Raw genomic sequence first — 24840 nt, forward strand, 5'->3', positions numbered from 1 at the left:
ATCCGGTGGAAGCTCTTAACCTGGCCCCCCATCGCTGCCGTCGTCACCTCCGGCGTCTCCCACAGGAATTGAGGCACCTGCGACCTGCGCCGGACATAGCCCACTGTGGGAGCTTCTGGAGGTTACGACAGTGGCGAATGCGGCCTGACAGAAACTCGCGGTGTATCAAGCACTCAACCGCGATATCACATCGTTCAACCCCATCGACAACCCATGCAGATCCTCGCTTGCAGTCTGAGTGCGCTGTACGTTGCTCTGGTTAGTGGTAGCAATGGCGGTGATCTCCGTGAGGTTGCGGGAGATGTCTTCAGCCACCGAGGTCTGCTCTTCGGCCGCCGTGGCGATCTGGCGGTTCATGTCACGAATGGCTTCCACCGCTGTGGTAATGCGTTGCAGCGAGGAACCGGCCAGCGCCACTTGATCGACGCTTTCCTGACTGCGCGCCTGACCGCTTTCGATGGCCTGCGCGGCATCGATGGCGCCGGTCTGCACCGAACTGATGATCTGGTTGATCTCGGCAGTGGAGGCCGCTGTGCGCTGCGCCAGTGTGCGTACTTCGTCGGCAACCACCGCAAAACCGCGCCCGGCATCTCCGGCGCGCGCCGCTTCGATGGCTGCGTTGAGCGCAAGCAGGTTGGTCTGTTCGGCAATCCCGCGAATCACTTCCAGGACCTTGCCGATGCGCCCGCTGTCGCTTTCCAGACGACGAATGACATCGGCGGTATTACTGATCTCTGCGCGCATCTGGGTAATCGCGGTAATGGTCGCGCTCATCACCTTGCCGCCATCCTGGGAACTGCGATCGGCTTCATCGGCGGCCTGCGCGGCTTGGGCGGCATGACGCGCGACTTCCTGAGCGGTGGCGGACATTTCAGTCATTGCGGTCGCCACCTGATCAGTGCGCTCGAATTGCTCGTGTGTGCCTTGGGCCATCAACGCCGCAATCGCCTTCAATTCGCCACCGGCGCTGTCCAGGTCGGTGGTACTGCGCTTGAGCCGAGTGAAGGTCTCGGCAAGGAAATCTCGCAGCGTATTGGCGGCAACGGCCAGACGCCCCAGTTCATCCTTACGGGTAATGCTGACGCGTTCACTGAAGCGGCCCTGACTCAGCTGCGCCACATATTCGATCAGCATGCTGACAGGGCCGACGATGTTACGGTTGACCATCCACAGCGTGAGCACGCCCACCAGCAACGCTGAGGCCAGCATCACCAGCGTGCCAATGAGAATGGTCTGATCGGCCGTGCGGCTGATGGATACGGATTGTGCATCACTGAGCTTGCGCAGGCTGAGCACCAATTCGCTCATCTGTTCGCTGGCAGCGCGGTCCACCCCCTTGACCGCCTGATCGCCTGCCACCGGATCGCCGCCCGCCGCAACGAACGCGTCGCGCCCTTTGCGATAGGCCACCCCCAGCGCACGGTGCTCTTCACGCAGCTTGTCGACCTGAGACTTGGCCACTGCATCGAGCCCTGCCATGGCGCTCAACTGCCCCAGGGTCGCCTGAACCTGACGCTCCTGGTCTTCGAACTGTCCCCAGAACTTGTCGCGATCAGCCGGCTGCTTGCCGCGCAGCAACACGTTTTTCCACTCCTGAACCTGAACCTTGAATTGCAGATTTGCTTGATCGACCAACTGCGAAGCGTGCAGTGGACCTTCCAGCAATCCGCGATAGGCGTGCACGTTACTGGAGAGGAAATGGAAGCAGGCCAGCGCGATCAACACCACCAGCACCAGGCTGCCGCTGAGCAGCGCCAGGATCTGCAATTTCAGGGATTTCGACATACGGAGAATCTCATCAGGGAGGACTGCCATCTTCGGCTGTCTTTCTGACAACCGACTGTTCGCGCGCTAGTCACTTCCCTGTGTTGCTGCCTGAACCGTTCGAAAGCGTTCAAACCAGCGGCCTTACACAGGTTGATTCGACCTGCAGCAGGGCTTCTTTAAGCGGTCGACGAGAGATCCGATAGACGGTTCAAAACCGTCAAAACAGCGGCTGAATCATGGGTCAATATTCTGACCCAAAGAGCCCAACCGTATGAAATACGGTTGATTTAATGATCACGCCCACCCCTCTCGGCACTCCATCAGATAGTCAATGAATGCCCGCAACCTCAACGGCACATGGCGATTGCTTGGGTACAACAACGTGAAAGGACGCGAGCGCCCGGCGTAGTCGCTGAGCACTTCTACCAGGGCGCCTTCACGCAATTCCTTTTCCACGGAAAAACGATAGGCCTGAAACAGCCCGGCGCCGCTTTTCGCCAGGGTCACGCCACCCAGTACATCGTCCGAGCAGCAATAGCCACTCTCGGCGAGTAATTCCCTGGGTTGGCCGTTTTCCTGAAACAGCCAAGGGATTCGCCGACCGTTGCTCGGCAGTTCGTACTGAATGCATTCGTGATCGGCGAGGTCTTCCAGCGTCTGTGGGGTTCCGGCACGTTGCAGGTATTGGGGAGTGGCGATCATCACCAGCGCGCCGTCTTCCAGCTTGCGCGCGATCAGCGTCGAGTCCGGTTGGGTCCGCACGCGGATGGCCATGTCGTAACCCTCGGCGACGAAGTCGATGTTGCGATTGCTGAGGTTGATGTCCACGGTCACATCAGGGAAGCGCCGGCGGAACTCCGCAAGCAGCGGCAGGATGCGATGATGGCCGTAGGTGGTGGGAATGCTCATGCGCAACGTGCCGGAGGGCTTCAATTGCTGGCCCGAGACCTGACGCTCTGCCTCGATCAACTGGGCCAGCGCGCTGTTGCATTGTTCGAAATACACCCGCCCGCTTTCGGTCAGGCGAATGCTGCGGGTGGTGCGCACGAACATTCGCGCGCCCAGCCGCTCTTCCAGACGAGATATCGAACGGCTCACCGCCGCTGGGGTCACGCCTGCGGCCAGTGCGGCGGCGGTAAAACTCCCGGCTTCCGCCGCCAGACAGAACAGCTCGATGCTGCCCAGTTGAATATCATCGAAATGGCGTTTCACGATTGATTACACCGAGTAGCAAGTGAAGTATGCGGCAAGCGGTTTATCACTTTGGGTGGTGTAAATATAGTCCCGTCGATTTCTGCCGTTGCCTGCGGACAATCCTGCCTCTATTCCTTCTGCCCAAACACCTGGGACGGCCGGCGCAGCACCGGGTCGAACGGGTTGATCTTCTGGCTGATCGCCGCCGCTTCGCGCTTGAGCATGTCCACCACCGTGGGCATGCGCTCGGCGTTCAGGCGGTCGCTGATGGTGGCCACGCTCAAGGCTGCAACGGCACGGCCTTCGCGATCCAGAATCGGCACAGCCAGCCCCGCCATGCCCTCCAGCACGCCGGTGTTGCGCGCCGCATAACCCAGACGCCGAACGTTGTCGATTTCCGAGCGCAGCATCACCTCGTCGTACAGATGAAAATCACGCAGGCGCGGCAGGTTGTAGCGGATCACGGTGTCGCGCTCTTCCTCCGGCAGGAACGCCAGAATCGCCAGGCTGCCCTGCCCCACGCCCAGTGCCACACGGCCACCGATGTCGCCGGTGAAGGTGCGGATCGGGTACGGCCCTTCGCTGCGATCCAGACACACCGCATCGAAACCGCTGCGTGCCAGCAGAAACAGCGAATCGCCCAGCGACGCCGAAAGCCTGAGCAGACTCGGCCGCACCACATCGCGCAGATTACCGGTCTGCCCCGCCCTGGCCGCCAGTGCGAAAAACTCCAGGCTCAGGCGATAGCGCTTGCTGCGGGCGTCCTGCTCGACCATCCCCTCGTCCACCAGGCTGCGCAGCAAACGGTGAGTGGTCGGTTGCGAAAGACCAACGTGTTGCGCGATCTGCGTCACCCGCTCGCCGCCCTCGGGGCAATCACCCAGACACCGCAACACGGCGAACAGACGGGAAACAGCGCTCACCCCGGTCTCTTTTTGCTCTTGGTTATTCCGTTCAATGGAATTCATGCTTGCAGTTTTCCTGATTCAATCCATCAAATGAATAAACTTGAAAAAACCACTCATTCAATGAAATTCGACGTTGAGCCCATCCTATGCTCGGGCATAGGATCAGTCCACAGGGCGATTTGAATAACAGCGGCAGCCGACCCAGATCGAGCGCCAGCGTCCACAGAGCATGCCGACCTCATTGCGGCAGGCCTTCTCTCTTCGCATCTGCCCATAAAAAACGCTTGCCCCCGGCACGCACGAAAAAAGGTGGAACGCAGCCATGGCTTTTCTTCAACTCCAGGCACTCTGCAAACGTTACGGCCCCGTCGACGCTGTGGTCGCCACTGACTTGTCGGTGGACAAAGGCGAATTCGTGTCCTTGCTTGGCCCCTCCGGCTGCGGCAAGACCACCACGCTGCAGATGATTGCCGGCTTCGTCGATGTCAGCGCCGGACGCATCCTCCTTGACGGTCGCGACATCACCCACGCCAAACCTGCCAGCCGTGGTCTGGGCGTGGTGTTCCAGTCTTACGCGCTGTTCCCGCACATGACCGTGCGCGACAACGTGGCGTTCGGTTTGAAGATGCGCAAAGTGCCGGCCGCCGACATTCAGCGCCGGGTGTCACGGGTGCTGGAGCTCGTACGCTTGAATCAACACGCCGAACGTTATCCCCGCGAGCTCTCCGGTGGTCAGCGTCAACGCGTCGCCCTGGCCCGGGCGCTGGTGATCGAGCCGCCGGTGTTGCTGCTGGATGAACCGCTGTCCAACCTCGACGCCAACCTGCGTGAAGAGATGCAGTTCGAGATTCGCCGCATTCAGCGCGAAGTCGGTATCACGACATTGATGGTCACTCACGATCAGGCTGAAGCACTGTCGATCAGTGATCGTGTGGTGGTCATGCAGGCCGGGCGCATCACCCAGATCGACGAACCGTACAAGCTCTACGAACACCCGCGCACGCGCTTCATTTCTGGCTTCGTCGGCAAGGCCAACCTGCTGCGCGGCGACCGCGACCACAGTGGCGCGGCGCAAGTTCGTCAGGAGCACGGCGACGGCGAACTGACCCTCAGCCTGCGCCCGGAAAAGATCGATCTGGTGGACGCCGGTGCAGGTCGTTTGCAAGGCCGGATCATTACCCGTTATTTCCTCGGCAGTCAGTGGCTGTATCGCATCGAGACCTCCATCGGCGAGCTCACCGTGGTGCGCCGCAACAACGGCGATGCGCCGCTGAATGAAGGCACCGCCGTGGGCCTGGACTGGCCGGCCGAGCTGCTGCGCGTGCTGACCGTCGATGAGGTGTCGGCATGAGTGGAGCAAGCGTGCTGCGCGACAGCGGTCGCGGTTATCTGCTGTCGACCCCGGCACTGGTGCTGTTTATCGGCTTGCTGGTGTTACCCCTGCTGCTGACGCTGGTGCTGTCGTTCAACGTGTTCGACTACGAGGTCGGGGTCAAGGGCGACGCCTGGACCTTCGCCCAGTACCTGAACCTGATCACCGATTCGTACTTCTACGAGATCTTCTTTCGCACCTTCTGGATCAGCGCGCTGGTTACCCTGCTGTGCGTGGTGATCGGCGTTCCAGAAGCCTACATCCTCAGCCGCATGGGCACCCCTTGGCGCTCGATCTTCCTGATCCTGATTCTCACCCCGCTGCTGATTTCGGTGGTGGTACGGGCCTTTGGCTGGAGCCTGCTGCTGGGCGCTGACGGGTTGGTCAATCAGGCGATCCAGGCCCTCGGCGGGCGCCCGATCAAGATGCTCTACACCCCGTTCGCGGTCATTCTGGCGCTGGTCCACGTGATGCTGCCGTTCATGATCATTCCGGTGTGGACCTCGCTGCAGAAGCTCGATGCCTCTGCCGAGCAAGCGGCGCTGTCACTGGGCGCGACCCAGGCCAAAGTCATGCGTCTGGTGGTGCTGCCGCAGGTCATGCCGGGGGTGTTGTCCGGCACCTTGATCGTATTCGGCCTGTCGGCCAGTTCCTTCGCCATCCCCGGTCTGCTCGGCGGGCGCCGCCTGAAGATGGTGGCCACGGTGGTCTACGACCAATACCTCTCGGAACTCAACTGGCCCATGGGCGCGGCCATCGCCGTGGCCCTGCTGCTGATCAACCTGCTGGTGATGCTGTCGTGGAACCGGCTGGTGGAAGGCCGCTACAAAAAATCCCTGGGGGAATGACCAATGTCCAAGAACGGCCCTCTGGCCCTGTCCTTTCACGCCCTGGTCGTGGTGTTCATGCTCGCGCCGCTGGCGGTGGTGTGTCTGGTGGCGTTTACTCCGGAAAACACCCTGAGCCTGCCGTGGCACGGCTTTTCCCTGCGCTGGTTTTCCGCGGTGTTCGAGCGCGCCGACTTCATTCAGTCGTTCTACAACAGCCTGATTCTGGCGGTCGTGGCGGCGACCCTGGCGACGCTGATCGCGGTGCCCGCCGCGCTGGCGATCACCCGTTATCAATTTCCCGGACGCAACTTCCTCAATGGCCTGTTTCTGTCGCCGATCATCATTCCGCATCTGGTGCTGGGCGTGGCGATGCTGCGTCTGTTCGCGCTGATGGGGGTCAATGGCAGCTTCGTCTGGCTGATGTTCGCCCACGTCGTGGTGATCACGCCCTACGTACTGCGTCTGGTAATCGCGGCCGCCATCGGGGTCGACCGCAGCGCCGAGCAGGCCGCCGAATCACTGGGCGCCAGCCGCTTCACACTATTTCGCCAGATCACCCTGCCGATGATTTTGCCCGGCGTTGCCGGGGGCTGGCTGCTGGCGTTCATCAACAGCTTCGACGAAGTCACGCTGTCGATCTTCGTCACCTCGCCGTCCACCCAGACCCTGCCGGTGCGCATGTACGTGTACGCCACCGAATCCATCGACCCGATGATGGCCGCCGTGTCGGCGCTGGTGATCGCGCTGACCGCCGCGACCATGATCATCCTCGACCGGGTTTACGGCCTGGACCGCGTACTCGTGGGGCGTCACTGATGAACCAGACGCCTGCCACTCATTTTCACTTTCCCCGTTTTGGTCTCACAGAGAACGCACCATGGCATTGCTGAAACGCCTGGCAGAGCGCGACCGCGAAGTTCTGCCCTTCACCCTCGACGGCCAGCCTGCCAGCGGCATGCAGGGCGACACCTTGCTGACCGCCGTGCTGACCGGCGGCGACTATCTGCGTGGCAGCGACTTCAGTGCCGAACCCCGCGCCGGCTTCTGCCTGATGGGCGCCTGCCAGGATTGCTGGGTCAAGCTCGGCGACGGTCGCCGGGTGCGCGCCTGCGCAACCCTGCTGGAAGCCGGGCAGGACGTGCGTCGCGAGCCGGGGCGCTGCCAATGAAAGGCTCGGAGATCGTCATCGTCGGGGCCGGGCCTGCGGGGGTTCGCGCAGCGCAAACCCTGGTCGCTTATGGCTTGCAGCCTTGCCTGATCGACGAAAGCCTGCGCGGCGGCGGGCAGATCTATCGTCGCCAGCCCGGAAACTTCAAACGCTCGGCCAAGGCGCTATACGGCTTTGAAGCCTCGAAAGCCCAGGCCGTGCATGGGACGCTGGATCGCCTGAGGGCCGACATCGACTATCGCCCGGAAACCCTGGTGTGGAACGCCGAAGAGCAGACGCTGGATACACTGTGCAATGGAGTTGCCGGTCAGGTGCCTTACCAGCATCTGATCGTCGCGACCGGTGCCACCGACCGCATTCTGCCGGTGCCCGGCTGGACTTTGCCCGGCGTCTACAGCCTCGGCGCGGCACAGATTGCCTTGAAATTTCAGGGCTGTGCCATCGGTGAGCGGGTGGTGTTCGCCGGCAGCGGACCGTTGCTGTATCTGGTCGCCTATCAATACGCCAAGGCCGGGGCCAAGGTTGTGGCGGTGCTCGACAGTTCGCCGCTTGCTGCCCAGACCCGCGCTCTACCCGCCCTGCTCGGCCAGCCGGCCACACTCGCCAAAGGCATGTACTACCGAGGGTGGCTCACGGCCCACGGCATCCCGGTGCATCAGGGCGTGCAGCTGAACGGCATTCAAGGCCAGCAGCGCGTCCGTAGCGTTGAATGGCTCGCTGGCGAACAGCGCAAAACCCTCGATTGCGACGCCGTGGCCTTCGCCCATGCCCTGCGCAGCGAAACCCAACTGGCGGACCTGCTGGGTTGTGAATTCAGCTGGAGCGCGCTCAACCGGGCCTGGCTGCCAAGCCGTGATGACAGCGGGCGCAGCAGTGTCAAAGGGGTTTACCTGGCCGGTGACGGCGCCGGAATCATGGGCGCCGATGCCGCCGAGATGGCGGGTGAACTGGCGGCGCTGACCTTGCTTGGCGACACCGGTCACCCTATCGATCAGGCGCGCAGCGCCCGTTTGCAACAAAAACTCGACGGCATCGCACGCTTCCGCCACGGTCTGGAGACCGCGTTCCCCTTCCCCGAGGACTGGGCCGCGAAGGCACCCGACGCCATGACCGTCTGCCGTTGCGAGGAAGTCAGCGCAGGCGATATTCGTCAGACCGTCGCGCAAGGCCACTGGGACGTGAACCGGGTCAAGGCCATGTGCCGCGTTGGCATGGGTCGCTGTCAGGGACGCATGTGCGGGCTGGCGGCGGCGGAAATCGTCGCTCACGCCAGCGGCCGGGACATTGCCAGCGTCGGTCGACTGCGCGGCCAGGCTCCGATCAAGCCGCTGCCCTTCGGCGTGGAGGCAGAACAATGAGCCTGCCGATCGAAGTGGACGCGCTGGTGATCGGCGGTGGCATCGTCGGTGCCTCCGCCGCGCTGTTTCTCGCCAGAACCGGCAAGCGCGTGGCATTGCTGGAACGGGACTTTTTTGGCTCGCATTCCAGCGGGGTCAACTACGGTGGCGTACGGCGTCAGGGTCGACCGTTGTCGCAGTTGCCGCTGTCACAGCGGGCTCACGCCATCTGGGGCGACTTGCACAACCTGATCGGTATCGATGGCGAATACCTGCGCTCCGGGCATCTGAAACTGGCCCGCAGTGACAAGGACATGGCCGCACTGGTGGCCTACGAACAAGCGTCGCGAGGCTTCGGGCTCGATCTGCAATTGCTCGATCGCGCGCAACTGCGGGCGCGATTCCCATGGGCCGGAGATGTGGCGGTGGGCGCATCGTTGTGCGCTGACGACGGCCATGCCAACCCGCGAGTCGTCTCGCCCGCTTTCGCGTTCGCGGCAGGCCGCGCGGGCGCGCAATTGTTCGAGCAAGCCCATGTCACCGAAGTGGCGCATGACGGCAATGCCTTCAGCGTCACGACTGCCGGCGGGCAACGCTTTCGCAGCCCTTGGCTACTGAACTGCGCAGGGGCTTGGGCGGCGCAACTGGCCGAGCAGTTTGGCGAGCCGGTACCGATGCGCTCGGGGCATCCGGCGATGCTGGTCACCGAACCGCTGCCGCTGTTCATGGACGTCAGCACCGGGGTCGAAGGCGGCGGTATCTATGCCAGACAGGTCGCGCGAGGCAATTGCGTGCTTGGCGGCGGACAGGGTTTTCCTGTCGATCCGACCAGGGCGCGTCCCGGTCAGGCAGCGATTCTGGAAATCCTGCGCAACGCCGTCGAACTCTACCCGGCGCTGGCCGGCGCCCAGGCCATCCGCACCTGGAGCGGCACCGAAGGCTACTTGCCGGACCGTGAACCGGTGCTCGGAGAAAGCTCGACGCAACCCGGCCTGCTGCATGGCTTCGGCTTCGCGGGCTCGGGGTTTCAGATCGGCCCGGCGGCCGGTGAAGCCCTGGCGCAGATCGTCTGCAGCGGTTCGCCGCAAATCGCCCTCGACGCGTTCTCGATCAAACGTTTTCACGCCGTTTCTCAACCCACCTTGCAGCCCATGCACTCCGCCACTGCCGTGCCGACCGGTACGGATAACGTCATCCCATTGCTCAGAGGAAGGTCGCAGCCATGAAACACATGAACAACGTCAAACGTTTTGCCCTGACCGGTCTGTCTTGTCTGCCGTTCGCCGCCCTGCTCGCGTCCATGCCCGCGCAGGCGGAGACGACGCTGTACCTGGGGATGAACGGCGGCACCATGGAGCGCCTGTATGCCGATTCGGTCTTGCCGGCGTTCGAGAAGGCCAACAACGTCAAGGTGGTGATCGTGCCGGGCACCTCTTCGGACATCCTCGCCAAGGTTCAGGCCAGCAAGGACAACCCGCAGATGCATGTGATGTTCCTCGATGACGGCATCATGTACCGGGCGATTTCCATGGGCCTGTGCGGCAAGCTGCAACCGAGCGCGACCCTGGCTGACATTCCGGCCAAGGGCAAGATCAAGGACGAAGCGGTGGCGGTGAGCCTGGGTGTCACAGGCCTTGCCTACAACACCAAGATGTTCGAGGAAAACGGCTGGAAGGCCCCCACCTCCTGGGCTGACATGGCCGACAAGCGCTACAAGGACAAACTGGTGTTCCAGTCGCTGGCGTCCTCGACCTTCGGCCTGCATGGTTTTCTGATGTTCAACCGCTTGCAGGGCGGCAATGAAACCAACGTCGAACCGGGCTTCAAGGCCTGGCCAAAGACCGTCGGCCCGAATGTGCTGGAATACATTGCAAGCTCGGCGAAGATCTCCGAGATGGTGCAGACCGGCGAAGCGGCGTTGTTCCCGCTGACACCGACGCAGGTCACCGCGCTGAAACTCAAGGGCATCCCGGTCGAATACGCGCCGCCGAAGGAAGGCGGCGTGGTATTGAACGTGGCGGAATGCACCATCGCCAACAACGACCAGCCGGAACTGGCACAGAAGCTTGCCCGGTTCCTGCTCACGCCAGAAGCCCAGTCGCCTGCGCTGGAGCTGGGTGACCAGATCCCGTCCAACCCGAAAACCCCGACCAGTGAACGGACCCGCGGCCAGGTAGAGGCGATGAACAAATACCTGGAGACCGCGGTGACCATCGACTGGGATCAGGTGAACCAGATACGCCCTGAGTGGAATGCGCGCTGGAGCCGGACGATCGAGCGGTAGCAGTCTGGGCTCAACGCCGAAACGCCGCAAATCCTGTGGGAGGGAGCTTGCTCGCGAAGAGGCTGGTACATCCGCTGCATTTTCGGTGGATTTATGATCGTTCCCACGCTCCGCGTGGTAACGCAGTATCTGACGCTCCGCGTCAACCTTGACGCAGAACGTCCTGCCATGCGCTCCCAAGCAGAGCGTGGGAACGATCAAGAACCGCTCCAACCATTTGTTTATTCAACTATCCCCCCTCGTCACAGTCACACCTTAAATGCCCACTGACTGTTGACGAGGCCGGATGAGTTTCATTCTTTGCATGACCGTGTTCGGTGTCCTGCTGATGCTGCTGGCACTGACTTCTTCTTACCTGCGCTGGCTGCCGGTGACCACCTCGGCGGTGTGCCTGGCATTCGGCGCTGGCATTGGCCCCTGGGGGCTGGACCTTGTGCAACTGGACATCCGCGACGCGCGTCACTGGCTGGAACGCTTGACTGAAGTTGCTGTGCTGTTTTCGCTGTTCAACACCGGGATCAAACTGCGCCTGCCATTGCACCGTAAGGCTTGGCATTCTGCTTATCTGCTGGCGGTACCGGTGATGCTGGCAACCATTGCCGGTGTTTCCCTGGCAGCGCACTACCTGCTGGACGTGCCATGGGCCATTTCTCTGCTATTAGGGGCAATGCTTTCGCCCACTGACCCGGTGCTCGCCGGACTGGTACAGGTCAATAACGCGCAGGATTTCGACCGCGTGCGCTTCGGCCTCTCCGGCGAGGCGGGCCTGAACGATGGCACCGCGTTTCCCTTCGTCATCTTCGCCCTGCTGTTCGTCAGTCATGGCGTGTCGGATTTCGCCTGGGTGCAGGGCTGGCTGCTCAAAAATGTACTCTGGGGCGTCCCCGTCGGCTTGCTGCTCGGTTACGGGCTGGGTCGTGGCGTCGGGCATCTGATGATCTACCTGCGAATCAAGAATGCAGACAGCACCAGCTCCCCCAATGATTTTCTGGCCCTGGCGTTGATTGCCATCGCTTACGTGGCCGCCGAAGGTCTGGGGGCGTTCGGCTTTCTTTCAGTGTTCGCGGCGGGTTTGGGCCTGCGTCAGGCCGAGGTTCGCACCACGCAATCCGAGGTGCCTTCCGAGCATGTCGCCAAACCGGTGCTCGGGCATATGGACAGCGATCCGCAAGCAGCGACCGTGACTCGACATGAAGAACTCAGCGAGTCGCAACTGGCCGCCGGGGTGATGATGGGCGACATGCTCGCCTTCGGCAGTCTGGTGGAGCGCGCCATGGAAGTGCTGCTGATCACCCTGCTCGGCGCCGCCATCGCGCTCTATTGGGACTGGCGAGCGATCGTCCTGGGGCTGGCGCTGTTCTGCGTGATCAGACCCTTGAGCGTCTGGCTGCTGATCAGTCGCCACCTGCTTACCCGGCCACAAAAGGCACTGGTGGGCTGGTTCGGCATCCGCGGCATCGGCACCCTGTATTACCTGTGCTACGCACTGTCCCACGGGTTGCCCATGGACAGCGTGCAAACCACCATCAGCCTTACCCTGTCGGTGGTCGCCCTCAGCATTCTGCTGCACGGGATCAGCATTCAACCACTGCTGGAGCGCTATGAGCGCAGCATGAAAACGGACAGCAGGGATCCGGCATCCGACCTCGCTGAATGAACGACGCGACGTTTTGACACGGGCCATTGATCACGTTTTACGAGTCAATGGCCGGTGCCCACCGGCAAAATGAAACGGCCATGCCAGCGATGATAGACAGCGTCGATCATTTCATCGGAACAAGCGATTGGACGCTCTACGCCCGGATCGGTAGCTTGCTCACCAACTGATCACGCCATTTTCGCCGCATCTGCAATGCGGTCGACAGTCGCACATCGTTACCTTCGCATGGACCTGCCGTCGTGTCGTTCGACACGCTCGCGCATCAAGACCGGAATCTTGTCACCACCCTTATCATCTGCGTGGCGCGCGACCTTGTGTCGTGGTGCCGGCCATTGCGTGCGAGCCGAAAAAGACATGTCCATCAACACGCCACAACAGATCGCTGAAATCACCATCGAAGCCGGAGTCAAGAAGTCGCACCTGCCCGCCCTGTCGATCCTGGTGCTGGGCTTCCTCGCCGGTGCCTTCATCGCCTTGGGGTTCCTGCTGGATATCCACGTCAGCACCATGATTCCGGGTGCCTGGGCGTCGCTGGGCAATCTGCTGGGCGCGGCGGTGTTTCCGATTGGCCTGATTCTGGTGATCCTGGCAGGCGGCGAACTGCTGACCGGCAACATGATGAGCCTGCCCACCGCAATGTTTGCCAAACGCATCACGGTGGGCGCCGTGGCGCGCAACTGGCTGCTGGTGACTTTCGCCAATCTGCTCGGCGCACTGTTCATCGCCTACTTCTTCGGCCACGTACTGGGCCTGACTGAAGGCGCTTATCTGGCCAAGACCCTGGCGATCGCCAAGGCCAAGGTCAGCGCCGATTTCGCCCAGGCGTTCATTTCAGGCATCGGCTGCAACTGGCTGGTGTGCCTGGCGGTCTGGCTGTCGTATGCGAGTAAGGATGTCACCGGCAAGATCCTCGGCATGTGGTTCCCGATCATGGCGTTCGTGGCGATCGGTTTCCAGCACGTGGTCGCCAACATGTTCGTGATTCCAGCGGCGATCTTCGCTGACGCCCTGAGCTGGAGCCAGTTCGTCGAGAACTTCTTCGCAGTTTTCCTGGGGAATGCGGTGGGAGGTGCAATTTTTGTCGGTCTGGCGTATTACGTGTCTTATTCGAAGGCCACACAGGCCTCGGCAACCGGCGAAAATGCTGCCATCATCGAGCAGCCGGTGAGCCAAAAGATTTAACGATTCAGATGCAGTCGGGTCCAAGACCCTGAATGCATCACGCTTCTGCCACGCAGCACGCTGTCGAGAAAAGCAATGTCAGATCGAATCCTGATAGACGGTTATTCACGCAAAGTCGATTACGTTCGCATGTCGGTGACTGATCGCTGCGATTTCCGCTGCGTGTACTGCATGGCCGAAGACATGACCTTCCTGCCGCGCCAGCAGATCCTGTCTCTGGAAGAGATTCAGCAGATCGCCGAGCGCTTCGTCGAACTGGGCACCCGGAAAATTCGACTGACAGGCGGCGAACCACTGGTACGCGCCGGCATCGTGGGGCTGTGCAAGAACATCGCCGCCCTGCCCGGCCTGCGAGAGCTGTGCATGACCACCAACGGCTCGCAGCTGGAAAAACTCGCGGCCCCCCTGTTCGACGCCGGCCTCAAGCGCCTGAACATCAGCCTGGACAGCCTCGATCCGGCGCGCTTTAAGGAACTGACGCGCACTGGCGAACTGAGCAAGGTCATCGCAGGCATCGACGCCGCCAACGCGGCAGGTTTCAAACACACCAAACTCAACTGCGTGGTCATGCAGGGCCGCAATGATCACGAGATCAACGATCTGGTGGCCTTCGCCATCGACCGGGGTCTGGACATCACCTTCATCGAAGAAATGCCTCTGGGCATCATCAGCGAGCACAGCCGCGCCGAGTCGTTCTTTTCCAGCGACCAGGTCCGGGAACGCATTGCTGAACGTTACACCCTGATCAACTCCACCGAATCCACCCAAGGCCCGTCGCGCTACTGGCGCCTGGCCGAAGCGCCGGACATTCGCGTGGGCTTCATCTCCCCTCACAGCCACAACTTCTGCGCCACCTGCAACCGGGTGCGCGTCACCGTCGAGGGCCGCCTGTTGCTGTGCCTGGGCAATGAACACTCGGCCGACCTCAAAGCCGTGCTGCGCGCGAATCCGGGTCAACCGCAGAAGCTGGAAAAAGCCATCGTCGAGGCCATGAAACTCAAGCCCTACAAGCACAACTTCGAGATCAACGACGATGTGCAGGTGGTGCGGTTCATGAATATGACCGGAGGCTGAGCAATGTCCTTGGCGGTTTGATCGATAGCTGTCGCAGCCCCGCCTCCTCGCGGTCAACCCATCTCTGACGCCTTATCTGTAGCCGTCCGGCTTGCTGGCGGTGGGGGTCTTGCCGCGCAGCTCCTGCGCAACGCCTGCGCTCGGCCTTGCAAAGGCGCACTCTGCGTCACCTGAAATTCCGCGCGCCTGGAAGCAAGATCAAGAGCGAACGCCGATCTGGAATCCTGGCCCGATCCCTGTGGGAGACGCAGGAGGTCACGACGGCAGCGAAGGGAGTCTGATGGCTCATCGGCTAACGGGTCCACCGCTTGGCAGCTGGCTCATCGGCGCGGTGTTCGTCCCGCTGCAAGATTCAACAACGCCTGGCTACCCCAACAACTGACTCACCACCGCCCGCAACTTACCGGGCTTCACCGGTTTGTTCAAAAGCGGCGCATTGAGCTTCTGCAGCGAGCGACGGCACAGGTCCGTGCGGTCGGCGGTAATCATCACGCAGGGAATGTCCGAGGCGAAGTGCTCGCGGATATGCGCCACCACTTCACAGCCCAACACCCCATGATCGAGGTGAAAGTCGAAAAGAATCATCTCCGGCGCGCGCTCTTGCAGCACGCTGTAGCAGGACGCCTGATCAGTAGCAGTCAACACTTCACAACCCCACTGCCCCAGTAATGCCGCCATGCTTTCGAGGATGCTGGTTTCGTTATCCAGCACCAGCAGTCGACGCCCGGGCAATGGATTTCCAGTACTCGGTAACTGCTGGGCGACAACGTTGATCGGTACGGGCATTTCTTCGGAAAGCGGCACGTCGATGGCGAATACCGACCCCCTCCCCGGTTGCGAACGCACCTGAATCCGACAGCCCAGAATCCGCCCGATACGCTCGACGATGGCAAGCCCCAGCCCCACGCCCTTGCGATCTGCGGCGCGGCCGACGTCCAGCTGGTTGAACTCAAGGAATATCGAGTCCAGACGGTCCTCGGCAATGCCGCGTCCGGTGTCCCATACTTCGATGCGCAGCACGGGGCCACGCTTGCGCGCGCCGAGCAGAATGCTGCCGTGCCGGGTGTAGCGGCAGGCGTTGCTGAGGAAGTTGCGCAGGATACGGGTCAACAATCGCAAGTCGGTGCGAATGGCGAACTGGCCGATGCGCGAGCGCAAGGTCAGGCCCGCAGCCGCTGCCACGGACTGAAACTCGGAGACCAGCGGCGCCAGCACTTCGTCCAGGCGATAGAGGTCGATGTCGGGCTCGATCGAGGCCCGGTCCAGCTTGGAGATGTCCAGCAAATCAGTGAGCAGATCTTCCGCCCCTTCCAGCGCCTGATGGGTGCGTTCCACCAGGGTTTGCTCGGATTCGGGCAAGGTGCGTTCACGCAAGGTGGAAATCAGCAGACGTGCGGCGTTGAGCGGTTGCAGCAGGTCGTGACTGGCGGCGGCCAGGTATTTGTCCTTGCTGCGGTTGGCGGCTTCAGCGGCGTCACGGGCCTCGCGCAGGTCGTGTTCAATCCGTTCACGCTGGGCTATCTGCTGCTGCAGATTGCGGTTGGCCTCCAGCAGCTCGTCGGTACGAGCGGCAACCCGCAGTTCGAGCTGATCGTTGAGCTCCTGCAAGCGCTGCTGGGCCAGCTTGCGCTCGGTGATGTCGGCGACGAAACCTTCGAACAGGCCGTCCTCATCGGGCTTGAGCAGCAGGTTCATCAGCACGTCGACGTAACTGCCGTCCTTGCGCCGCAAACGTGTTTCATACCCTTGCAGGCTGTGTTCGCGCTGCAAGACGTGTGCGATGGCGTTCATTTCGACCTGACCGCCAATGAACAGCGTGCTGGCCAGGTCGTCGAGGAACAGCAGAATCTCCTGCTCGTCGCGATAGCCGAGCATCCGCGCCAGGGCCGGGTTGGTCGCCCGCAGCCCCTCATGCAGGCTGGCCTGAAAGATGCCGTGGACCGCGTTTTCGAACAGCCATTTATAGCGATTGCGCTCGGTTTCCAGCTCACCGAGGCGCAGGGTCAGCTCCGGGTAATGACTCTTGCGCGTCGAGTGGTTGCCCAGCCCGAGCAGCGCATTCAGTGCGCCTTGTTGCGCATCAGAGGGCTTCGCCATAGACCACTTCAACATCCCGCTGGCTGGAAGCTCGGGGGTTGGTCAGGATGCAGGGATCGCCCATCGCGTGTTGGGAGAGAAACGGAATATCGGCGGTGCTCACGCCATGCAGGCTCAGGGTTTCGTGGAAACCGACCTGGTGCTTCAGGGCGATCAGGTGCTCGACCAGCCGCTTGCTGATCGCGACATGGTTCAGGCCTCGGCAATCGATGCCCAGGGTTTCGGCGATGACCTTGAACCGGTCTGGGGCCGAGCTGTAGTTGAACGCCACCACATGCTCGACCAGTACCGCATTGCACAAGCCATGGGGCAGATCAAGAAAGCCGCCAAGGCTGTGGGACATCGCATGAACGGCGCCAAGAATGGCGTTGGAAAACGCGAGCCCAGCCTGCATGCTGCCGAGCATGATCTTCTCGCGCAGCGCGATGTCGGCAGGATTGGCGATCATCTGCACCAGGTTGCCGTTGATCAGCCGCATGGCTTCCAGCGCATGAGGGTCCGTCAGCGGACCGTGACCGGTCGAGACGAACGCCTCGATGGCATGCACCAGCGCGTCGATGCCGGTACAGGCCGACAGAAACGGATCCATGCTCAGGGTGGTTTCCGGGTCGATCAGCGAGACGTCCGGCACCACTGCCTTGCTGACGATGGAAAACTTCATGCGTTCCTGCTGATCGGAAATGATCACGAACTGAGACACATCCGCCGAAGTGCCGGCGGTGGTGGGAATCAGGATCAGCGGCGGGCTCGGCACACGGATGGTGTCGACGCCTTCGAATTCGAGGATGTTGCGGCCGTGAGCGACCGCGATACCAATGCCCTTGCCGCAATCCATCGGGCTGCCGCCGCCGACTGCGACGATCACGTCGCAATGGTGCTCGCGATACAGTTCGGCGCCTAGCATGACTTCTTCGACCCGGGGATTGGGGGATACATTGCTGTAGATGAAGTATTCGAGGCCCTGGGCCTGAAGGCTGGCTTCGACATCGGCGACCCAGCCGGCAGCGATGACACCGGGATCGCTGACCACCAGCACTTTGCGTGCGCCGAACGTTTTCGCGTAATTGCCGACGCTGTGACGACTGCCCGCGCCGAAGATGATTTCCGGGGACACGAATTTACGCAGCTGGTTGAGGCTCTGGCTCATATCAAGCGCATTCTTGTTGTTATTAGAGAATGAACGCCAGCCTAGAGCATCTGCCGGGTAATGCAACAAGACCAATGTCTGACGGTGTCGGCTCATGGCAAGGGTCTTCGTGCAGGAGGGAGAACCCGGTCAACGCGCGGCTGACCGGGCGTGCCGATCAGCGGCTGGCGAAGTACATCGTCACTTCAAAACCAATGCGCAAATCGGTGAACGCAGGTTTTTTCCACATGGGCCTTTCCTCTTGTCGTTTTCTGGTTATGCCGAGTTGGTCCGGCACTGCCATTAGGGCATGAGGAGCGTTATGGGCGAATAGTACTTTGGCACTGAATTGATCGTCCCTCGACGCTCTGCCTCCACAAGAACGCTGACGCAGAGCGTCGAGGGATGCGTTCCCTCGCGGAGCGTGGGAACGACCGGGAGGAGATCGGTGACGTTACAACGCGCATCAGCGCCTGGTCACCAGCTCCTTGGGCAGCTTGAAGGTCCAGAGCATGCCGCCCTGGTTGAAGTCCTTCACCCGCTTGGCCACTTCGCCACCCCACAACGGCACCGCGCCGCCCCAGCCGGACAGCACCGAGACGTACTGCTCGCCGTCCATCTCCCAGGTCACTGGCGAGCCCAGTACGCCGGAGCCGGTCTGGAATTCCCAGACCTTGTCACCGGTCCTGGCATTGAAAGCCTGCAAGTAGCCTTCCGGAGTGCCGGTGAAGACCAGATTGCCCTTGGTCGCCAGCACGCCGCCCCACAGCGGCGCGTAGTTCTTGTGGCGCCAGACCTCTTTGCCGGTTTTCGGGTCGATGGCACGCAGCACGCCGATGTAATCCTCGTTCAACGGCTTGATAGTGAACCCGGCACCCAGGAATGCCGCGCCCTTCTTGTAGGCGATGCCTTCGTTCCAGATGTCCATGCCCCACTCATTGCCCGGCACATAGAACAGGCCGGTGTCGGGGCTGTAAGCCATGGGCATCCAGTTTTTCGCGCCGAGGAACGCCGGGGCGACGAACGCAGAAGAGCCCTTGGCCTCACCTTCCGGCGCGCCGGGGCGGCTGGCGTCTACATAGATCGGCCGACCGTCCTTGTCGAGCCCGCTAGCCCAGGTGATCTTGTCGGCGAACGGGAAGCCGCGGATGAACTTGCCGTCTTTTCGATTCAGCACGTAGAAAAAGCCGTTGCGGTCGGCGGTCGCGGCTGCCTGGACGGTCTTGCCGTTTTCCTGATAGTCGAAGGAGATCAGCTCGTTGACGCCGTCGTAGTCCCAGCCGTCGTGGGGCGTGCTCTGGAAATGCCATTTGATGGTGCCGTCGTCGGGGTTCAGCGACAACCGCGACGAGGAATACAGGTTATCGCCGGGGCGCATGTGCGAGTTCCACGGCGACGGGTTGCCGGTACCGATCAGGATCTGGTTGTTGCTGGGGTCGTAATAGCCCCCCAGCCAGGGCGCGGCGCCGCCGGTCTTCCACAGATCACCCGGCCAGGTCTTGTTCGCCTCGCCACCCGAGATGCCGTTTTCGATGGGTTGGCCGTCCTTGTAGACATAACCCATGTTGCCTTCCACGGTCGGCCTCGACCACAGCAGCGTGCCGTTTTTCGGGTCGTACGCCTCAACCTTTCCGACCACACCGAATTCGCCGCCCGCAACGCCGGTGATCAGCTTGCCGTTGACGATCATCGGCGCCGCGCTGATGGAGTAACCGGCCTTGTGATCGGCCACCTGCTTGCTCCACACCACCTTGCCGGTGTCTTTGTTGAGTGCCACCAGCTTGGCGTCGAGGGTGCCGAAGTACACCAGGTCGCCGTACAGCGCCACGCCACGGTTGATCACGTCACAGCAGGGGCGAATGTCGTCAGGCAGCCGCGCATCGTATTGCCAGAGTTTCTTGCCGGTGTGTGCATCCACCGCGAACACGCGGGAGTAGGATCCGGTGAGGTACATCACCCCGTCCTTGACCATTGGCTGGGCCTGCTGACCGCGCTGTTTTTCACCGCCGAAGGAGAATGCCCAGACCGGTCGCAGATCCTTCACGTTCTGCGTGTTGATGATATCCAGCGGGCTGAAGCGCTGGCCCTGGACGCCCAGGCCGTTGGTGACGATCTGCTCGGGGTTCTTGGGGTCCTGGAGAATCTCTTCATCGGTCACGGCAGCCATGACGCTGCCAGACGACAGGATGGCGCTGACCAACAGGCCCAGAGCGAAGGAATGGCGACGTGCGGGTTGGATCATGACGGCTGCCTCTGCGGATTATTGTTGTTTTCTTCCTTTCGGGAAATTTTCCCGATCACGACGATTGTTGGCGCAGAGGCAAGCCTCAACAATTGCCCGCAGTGTGGAGGTTTCTAGTTCTTTAGGAGGGGTTTGACCAGGTCCATTCGCCTAACGAGCATCCACCCGCACCATCTGCGCGCGCTCGTAGGTCGGGTATAAATGGCTGACGCTGCGGATCAATTCGTAGCGCGTAAGGCTGATGGCGGCGAAACGCTCGGGTATCGGGCTGTTGATCAATTCGGCCATGTCGGCGCCCTGAGCCGCGCCGTTGCGCAGCAAGCCGTCGAGCCATCCGAGGTAATCGCGCATCTGCTCCAGGGGACGTGCATCCGTTGCCAATGGCCCGTGCCCCGGGACCAGCACTTTCCACGGCAACGCTTGCAGCGTGTCCAGATCGCCCAGCCAGACCTGCAGTCCCGGGCTGTTCGGCGTGGTCAGTGCGCGCTGATAGAAGACGATATCGCCGGCGAACATCACCCCGGTGTCAAGGTCCAGAATCGCCAGATCGGCGCCGGTGTGCCCGGCCAGCGCCAGCAATTGCAGGCGGTGCCCGCCGAACTCAAGTATGCCGGGGGTTAGCGTCTGGGTGGGCAACAGGGTTTCAGTGCCGCGCATCCAGTCGCCGACCAGGCGGTACATGTTTTCCGCCAGGACATCGCCGTGGTGACGCATCAGTTCTTTCGTGCCCGCCAGCGCACCGATGGGCACATCGGCAAAAGCCTGATTGCCCAGCACATGATCAGGGTGATGATGGGTCAACAGCACCTGGATCACCGGTTTGTCGGTCACGCTGGCGATGGCCTTGCGCATGGCCTCGCCGTAACGCCTGGACGGACCGGTGTCGATCACCACCACGCCACTGTCGGTGACGATGAACCCGGTGTTGACGATATTCCCGCCGTTGGTCTTGCTGAAGTTCTCGGTGCTGCCTTCGAGCAAATACGTATCCTGCGCGATTTGCCGGGGTTGCAGTCGGTACTCCATATCGGCCTGCACACACGTGCAGAACATCAGGCTCAACGACAAGAAAAACAGGGCAAGTCTGTTCATTTCACCACCGCGCTGAACTGGTTGCCACCGATGTCGCGCAACGACAACTGCGTCTCGCCGTCGCCTTCGATGTCGAACCCCAGGGTCGGGTTCTCGCTGACCGCCGGGAATAGTTCAAGATTCGCAAGCAGCTTGCCGTTGGCGTCCTTGAGCTGGGCCTGATTAAGGTAAAACTCGGGGATGCCGCTGACCATGCCGTTGTCCATTGGATGAGCGATCTGCATCCGCAAGCGGCTGAAGCCTGCTTTGGGATAACGCCCGCCCAGCACCTCACCGATGTGTTCCTCCCAACCGGGTTGAGTGCGCACGACGCTGGGCGCAGTACAACCGCCACCGGCAGCTTCGATGCTGGTAGAACCGATATGCCACACGCCGTCGCGCGTCAGCACAGCGGCACGCAACGGCGTTGCCTGCTCGATACGAATACGGATCGACAGCCACGGCAACACGCGGTCGATGGGTTGAAAGTCGACAATCTGCGGCAGCGGATTGAGCTCGGCCCAGGCGAGGATCCGCACCACCTCATCCTTATAGGCCCGGGCGTCGATTTCGATAGGCACTTGCCGCGCGTCTTCGGCAAACGGCGGCGCGCGCAGCACTACCTTTTCATCGAAAACGAAGGGCTGATCCTTTAGAAACTTCTGTTGATAGTAGGCCCACATCACCGACTTGACAGGGTCTTTGCCGGGGTCGGCCTGCGTCACATCCGCCAGACAAAGGAGCACGGCAAACCATGCTCCCCGTCCGAGGATGCGTTTCACTGATACATCTCCGGCACGTCGTAACGCATGCCGTAGGAAGCATAAATGCGTTGGACCTCGCCCTCGCGAATTAGGGTCTCCAGCGCCTCTTCGATCGCATAGGCCAGCTGACGATTGCTTTCATGCACCGCCATGCCGATTTCCCACGTCTGCCGCCCCATGTTCGGGTAGGCATTTTCGGCCAGCGACCACTGATCGTCGTGGGCCTGATGCAGCTGCCAGTCGACCTCACCGCGCATCGCCATGACCGCATCGACCTTGCCGTCATGCATCGCCTCAAACGCGCCTTGCACCGACGGAAAATGGTGCGTGCTGCCCCCGAACTGGCCGTTGAAGATCGACGTCAGGTAAAACGACGGTACGCTGTCGATCTCGACCCCAATGGGATGCTCGGCAAACACCGCCACACTGGGCACGGCCTCCAGCCGCCTGCGGTCGAACGCCACTTGCCAGCGCTCGGTCTGGTACGGGCCGAACATCACCACATGGTCGTTTTCCAGCTCACCGACGTCATTGCGCTTCTGCGAGTAATCCTTGTCATAAGGCACGCGCATCATCAGGTCGGCCAGTTGCTGGCCGCGCAACTGACTACCACGCCATATCAGGTCGCGCAGATCGTCATCGAGCTTTTCTCCCGGCGGCGCCCACATCAATTCCAGGCGCACGCCCAATGCCTTGGCCAGCGCCGTGGCGAGATCGACATCCACGCCCTTCGGCTGGCCGTCTACCTGAAAACTGTAGGGCGCAAAATCCTGATACACCGCGACTTTAATCACTCCGGCAGCCACGATGCTGTCGTAATTGCGGACCTGCGCGTTGGCGGGCTGGAATATCATGCCCAGGCAAGCGCAGAGCAGGCAAAAAAGCGCTTTGAAAGCACGCATGCCGATCAATCCTCGGTATGAACGCTGTCCAGGTACGTGCGCACCGCCCACAGTGCCTCCTGACTCAAGTAATCCGCCATTTTCGGCATGTACACCCGACCATCGCGTACCGCACCGTTGCGCACACGCTCGACGAACCACTCATCACCCGTGGCGCCGACATCCAGATGGCGAAGATCAGGCGCGATGCCGCCGGAAATCGCTTCGAGCCCATGACATGCAGCGCAATTCTGGGTGTAGGCTGACTTACCGATCTCCAGCGCTTTGTCGTGATCCTTCGATTCGCGATAAGGGTTTTCCGCGCGCCATTCAGGCCCCAGTTGTTCAAGACCATCGGTGGCGACGGCGTGGGGCACGACATCACCGTGGGCCTGAGCCAGATTGCTGACAAGCAGACCGCACAACATCAATGCGCCGACCAGCAACGTACGTTTCTGGTTCCGGGATTCGGTCTGAGGCTGGATCAGGTTTTTTGTTGTCATTGTTATGTCCTCAAGGGTGCATGCAAAAGCATGTCGTCATCTTAAGAACCGCCTCCCTCTCATCGAATGCTGCTTTGGTGGCCGCGCCTTACTACCTTGGTACTGGCAGACCCGTACCATCTGCATATTTCCCCTCCTCACCCGCATTTCTATGCTGGCCTCATCTGCATGGAGTGCCTTATGCGCCAACTGGTGATTCACCGATTACTCTGCTTTGCCCTCGCGGCCTGGCCGTTGCTGACGTTCGCCGCGGACGAGTCTTTGCAGGTGCGCATCGGTTATCTGGCGTACATCCACGACACCGGGCCGATCCTGTCCAATGTCATCCCCGAACCGAAAGACGCCGGGCTGCGTGGCGCGGAGCTGGCCATTGTCGACAGCAACAGCACCGGGCGCTTTCTCAAGCACAGTTACAGCCTGACCAGCGCCAGTGCCGACAGCCCCGAAGCGCTGCTTGAGCAGGCCAAGGCACAGCACGACGACGGGCTGCGCCTGTTCGTGGTCAATGCACCGGTCGACACGCTGCGCCAGCTCAGTGCCGCCATGCCGGACAGCCTGCTGTTCAATGCGGGCAGTGCGGACGACAGCCTGCGCAGCACGTCGTGCCTGCATAACGTGCTACACACGTTACCCAGCCGGGCGATGCTTGCCGACGCGCTGGCGCAATTCTTGGCGGTGCGGCGCTGGAAACGCTGGCTGTTGATCGTCGGCCAGACGCCGGAAGATCAGGCCTACGCCAATGCCCTGCGCCGCGCGGCAAAACGCTTCGGCCACAGCATCGTCGCCGAAAAAGCCTTCACCTTCGATAACGACCAGCGACGCAGCGCTCAGGCCGACATGCCGCTGTTCACCCAGACCGCCGAATATGACGTGGTGCTGGTGGCCGACGAACGCGGCGACTTCGGCGAATACGTGCCCTACCAGACCTGGTACCCACGACCGGTGGCCGGCACTCAAGGCCTAACCCCCACCGGCTGGCACAAGACTGTCGAAACCTATGGCGCCGCGCAGTTGCAGAAGCGTTTTGAAGCGGCTGCCGGGCGCTGGATGAACGACCGCGATTTCGCTGCCTGGATGGCCGTGCGCAGCATCGCCAGCGCCGTCACTCGCCAGCGCGGCACTGATGCCATGCAGATCCGCGAGCTGGAGCTGGGCGACAACTTGCCACTGGACGGCTTCAAGGGCAGCAAGCTCAGTTTCAGGTCCTGGAACGGCCAGCTGCGCCAGCCCATTCCCGTGGTGCAGCCACGCGCCCTGGTGACTACTTCGCCGCAAGACGGTTTTCTGCACCCCGGAACGGAACTCGACAGCCTCGGTTACGACAAGCCGGAGGTGACCTGCAACTTTTGACTGATTTCGTAAGCACCGCAGCATTCCAGA

Annotated in this window: 22 protein-coding genes; 11 read left to right on the top strand and 11 right to left on the bottom strand. The window is 61.6% G+C overall.

What is annotated here, in order from left to right:
- Nucleotides 1-165: 165 nt before the first annotated feature.
- The 3 genes from BWR59_RS24340 to BWR59_RS24350 form a co-directional block, all read right to left on the bottom strand.
- Nucleotides 166-1785 carry a methyl-accepting chemotaxis protein gene (locus tag BWR59_RS24340; protein ID WP_081568192.1) on the bottom strand — a complete coding sequence of 540 codons (1620 nt, stop codon included), beginning with the start codon at nucleotides 1783-1785 and terminating at the stop codon, nucleotides 166-168.
- A gap of 276 nt (nucleotides 1786-2061) precedes the next feature.
- Nucleotides 2062-2979 carry a LysR family transcriptional regulator gene (locus tag BWR59_RS24345; protein ID WP_081568193.1) on the bottom strand — a complete coding sequence of 306 codons (918 nt, stop codon included), beginning with the start codon at nucleotides 2977-2979 and terminating at the stop codon, nucleotides 2062-2064.
- Nucleotides 2980-3089: 110 nt separating this feature from the next.
- Nucleotides 3090-3929, bottom strand: coding sequence for an IclR family transcriptional regulator (locus tag BWR59_RS24350; RefSeq protein WP_081568194.1), 840 nt, complete (start codon nucleotides 3927-3929; stop codon nucleotides 3090-3092).
- A gap of 262 nt (nucleotides 3930-4191) precedes the next feature.
- Between BWR59_RS24350 and BWR59_RS24355 the strand changes: the two genes are divergently transcribed.
- The 10 genes from BWR59_RS24355 to moaA all read left to right on the top strand — a co-directional run bounded on the left by BWR59_RS24355 (nucleotide 4192) and on the right by moaA (nucleotide 14776).
- Nucleotides 4192-5220: an ABC transporter ATP-binding protein gene (locus BWR59_RS24355; RefSeq protein WP_081568195.1), complete on the top strand. Its 1029-nt coding sequence runs from the start codon at nucleotides 4192-4194 to the stop codon at nucleotides 5218-5220.
- Entirely contained in the window at nucleotides 5217-6089 is an 873-nt protein-coding gene (locus tag BWR59_RS24360; RefSeq protein ID WP_081568196.1) for an ABC transporter permease, read from the top strand. Before BWR59_RS24355 ends, BWR59_RS24360 begins: the two co-directional genes overlap by 4 nt.
- Nucleotides 6090-6092: 3 nt before the next feature.
- Entirely contained in the window at nucleotides 6093-6887 is a 795-nt protein-coding gene (locus BWR59_RS24365; RefSeq protein ID WP_081568197.1) for an ABC transporter permease, read from the top strand.
- A 61-nt stretch (nucleotides 6888-6948) separates the two neighbouring features.
- On the top strand, nucleotides 6949-7239 hold the full coding sequence (locus tag BWR59_RS24370) for a (2Fe-2S)-binding protein (RefSeq protein WP_081568198.1): 291 nt from the start codon (nucleotides 6949-6951) through the stop codon (nucleotides 7237-7239).
- On the top strand, nucleotides 7236-8597 hold the full coding sequence (locus BWR59_RS24375; protein ID WP_081568199.1) for an FAD/NAD(P)-binding oxidoreductase: 1362 nt from the start codon (nucleotides 7236-7238) through the stop codon (nucleotides 8595-8597). Before BWR59_RS24370 ends, BWR59_RS24375 begins: the two co-directional genes overlap by 4 nt.
- Complete coding sequence (locus BWR59_RS24380; RefSeq protein ID WP_081568200.1) at nucleotides 8594-9802, top strand: FAD-dependent oxidoreductase; 1209 nt, start codon at nucleotides 8594-8596, stop codon at nucleotides 9800-9802. Before BWR59_RS24375 ends, BWR59_RS24380 begins: the two co-directional genes overlap by 4 nt.
- A gap of 5 nt (nucleotides 9803-9807) precedes the next feature.
- Nucleotides 9808-10860, top strand: coding sequence for an ABC transporter substrate-binding protein (locus tag BWR59_RS24385; RefSeq protein WP_081568405.1), 1053 nt, complete (start codon nucleotides 9808-9810; stop codon nucleotides 10858-10860).
- Nucleotides 10861-11146: 286 nt separating this feature from the next.
- Nucleotides 11147-12517, top strand: a complete 1371-nt coding sequence (locus BWR59_RS24390) for a sodium:proton antiporter (RefSeq protein WP_081568201.1) — start codon at nucleotides 11147-11149, stop codon at nucleotides 12515-12517.
- Nucleotides 12518-12874: 357 nt separating this feature from the next.
- Nucleotides 12875-13702 carry a formate/nitrite transporter family protein gene (locus BWR59_RS24395; RefSeq protein WP_081568202.1) on the top strand — a complete coding sequence of 276 codons (828 nt, stop codon included), beginning with the start codon at nucleotides 12875-12877 and terminating at the stop codon, nucleotides 13700-13702.
- 75 nt (nucleotides 13703-13777) lie between these two features.
- Nucleotides 13778-14776 (top strand): GTP 3',8-cyclase MoaA, encoded by a 999-nt coding sequence (moaA, locus tag BWR59_RS24400; protein ID WP_081568203.1) that lies wholly within the window; start codon nucleotides 13778-13780, stop codon nucleotides 14774-14776.
- Between the two features lie 366 nt (nucleotides 14777-15142).
- Here moaA and BWR59_RS24405 read toward each other — a convergent pair whose 3' ends face one another.
- The 8 genes from BWR59_RS24405 to pedF all read right to left on the bottom strand — a co-directional run bounded on the left by BWR59_RS24405 (nucleotide 15143) and on the right by pedF (nucleotide 23460).
- Nucleotides 15143-16873 (bottom strand): NahK/ErcS family hybrid sensor histidine kinase/response regulator, encoded by a 1731-nt coding sequence (locus BWR59_RS24405; RefSeq protein ID WP_081568204.1) that lies wholly within the window; start codon nucleotides 16871-16873, stop codon nucleotides 15143-15145.
- Nucleotides 16857-18020, bottom strand: coding sequence for an alcohol dehydrogenase-like regulatory protein ErcA (gene ercA / locus BWR59_RS24410; protein ID WP_081568205.1), 1164 nt, complete (start codon nucleotides 18018-18020; stop codon nucleotides 16857-16859). Before ercA ends, BWR59_RS24405 begins: the two co-directional genes overlap by 17 nt.
- Nucleotides 18021-18177: 157 nt before the next feature.
- Nucleotides 18178-18249, bottom strand: a complete 72-nt coding sequence (gene pqqA / locus BWR59_RS24415) for a pyrroloquinoline quinone precursor peptide PqqA (RefSeq protein ID WP_020289857.1) — start codon at nucleotides 18247-18249, stop codon at nucleotides 18178-18180.
- A 216-nt stretch (nucleotides 18250-18465) separates the two neighbouring features.
- Nucleotides 18466-20241 carry a PQQ-dependent methanol/ethanol family dehydrogenase gene (locus BWR59_RS24420; protein WP_081568206.1) on the bottom strand — a complete coding sequence of 592 codons (1776 nt, stop codon included), beginning with the start codon at nucleotides 20239-20241 and terminating at the stop codon, nucleotides 18466-18468.
- A gap of 150 nt (nucleotides 20242-20391) precedes the next feature.
- Nucleotides 20392-21333, bottom strand: a complete 942-nt coding sequence (locus BWR59_RS24425; RefSeq protein WP_081568207.1) for a quinoprotein relay system zinc metallohydrolase 1 — start codon at nucleotides 21331-21333, stop codon at nucleotides 20392-20394.
- On the bottom strand, nucleotides 21330-22085 hold the full coding sequence (locus tag BWR59_RS24430; RefSeq protein WP_230982084.1) for a quinoprotein dehydrogenase-associated SoxYZ-like carrier: 756 nt from the start codon (nucleotides 22083-22085) through the stop codon (nucleotides 21330-21332). The genes BWR59_RS24425 and BWR59_RS24430 overlap by 4 nt, the downstream gene beginning before the upstream one ends.
- Before the next feature lie 5 nt (nucleotides 22086-22090).
- Complete coding sequence (locus BWR59_RS24435) at nucleotides 22091-22930, bottom strand: transporter substrate-binding domain-containing protein (protein WP_230982085.1); 840 nt, start codon at nucleotides 22928-22930, stop codon at nucleotides 22091-22093.
- 53 nt (nucleotides 22931-22983) lie between these two features.
- On the bottom strand, nucleotides 22984-23460 hold the full coding sequence (gene pedF, locus BWR59_RS24440) for a cytochrome c-550 PedF (protein ID WP_081568209.1): 477 nt from the start codon (nucleotides 23458-23460) through the stop codon (nucleotides 22984-22986).
- 180 nt (nucleotides 23461-23640) lie between these two features.
- On the opposite strand from pedF, the gene BWR59_RS24445 reads away from it, so the two are divergent.
- Complete coding sequence (locus BWR59_RS24445) at nucleotides 23641-24810, top strand: ABC transporter substrate-binding protein (RefSeq protein WP_081568210.1); 1170 nt, start codon at nucleotides 23641-23643, stop codon at nucleotides 24808-24810.
- The last annotated feature ends 30 nt before the right edge of the window (nucleotides 24811-24840 follow it).

Source organism: Pseudomonas sp. Bc-h (assembly GCF_002080045.1).
In the GTDB taxonomy this organism is placed as follows: Bacteria; Pseudomonadota; Gammaproteobacteria; order Pseudomonadales; family Pseudomonadaceae; genus Aquipseudomonas.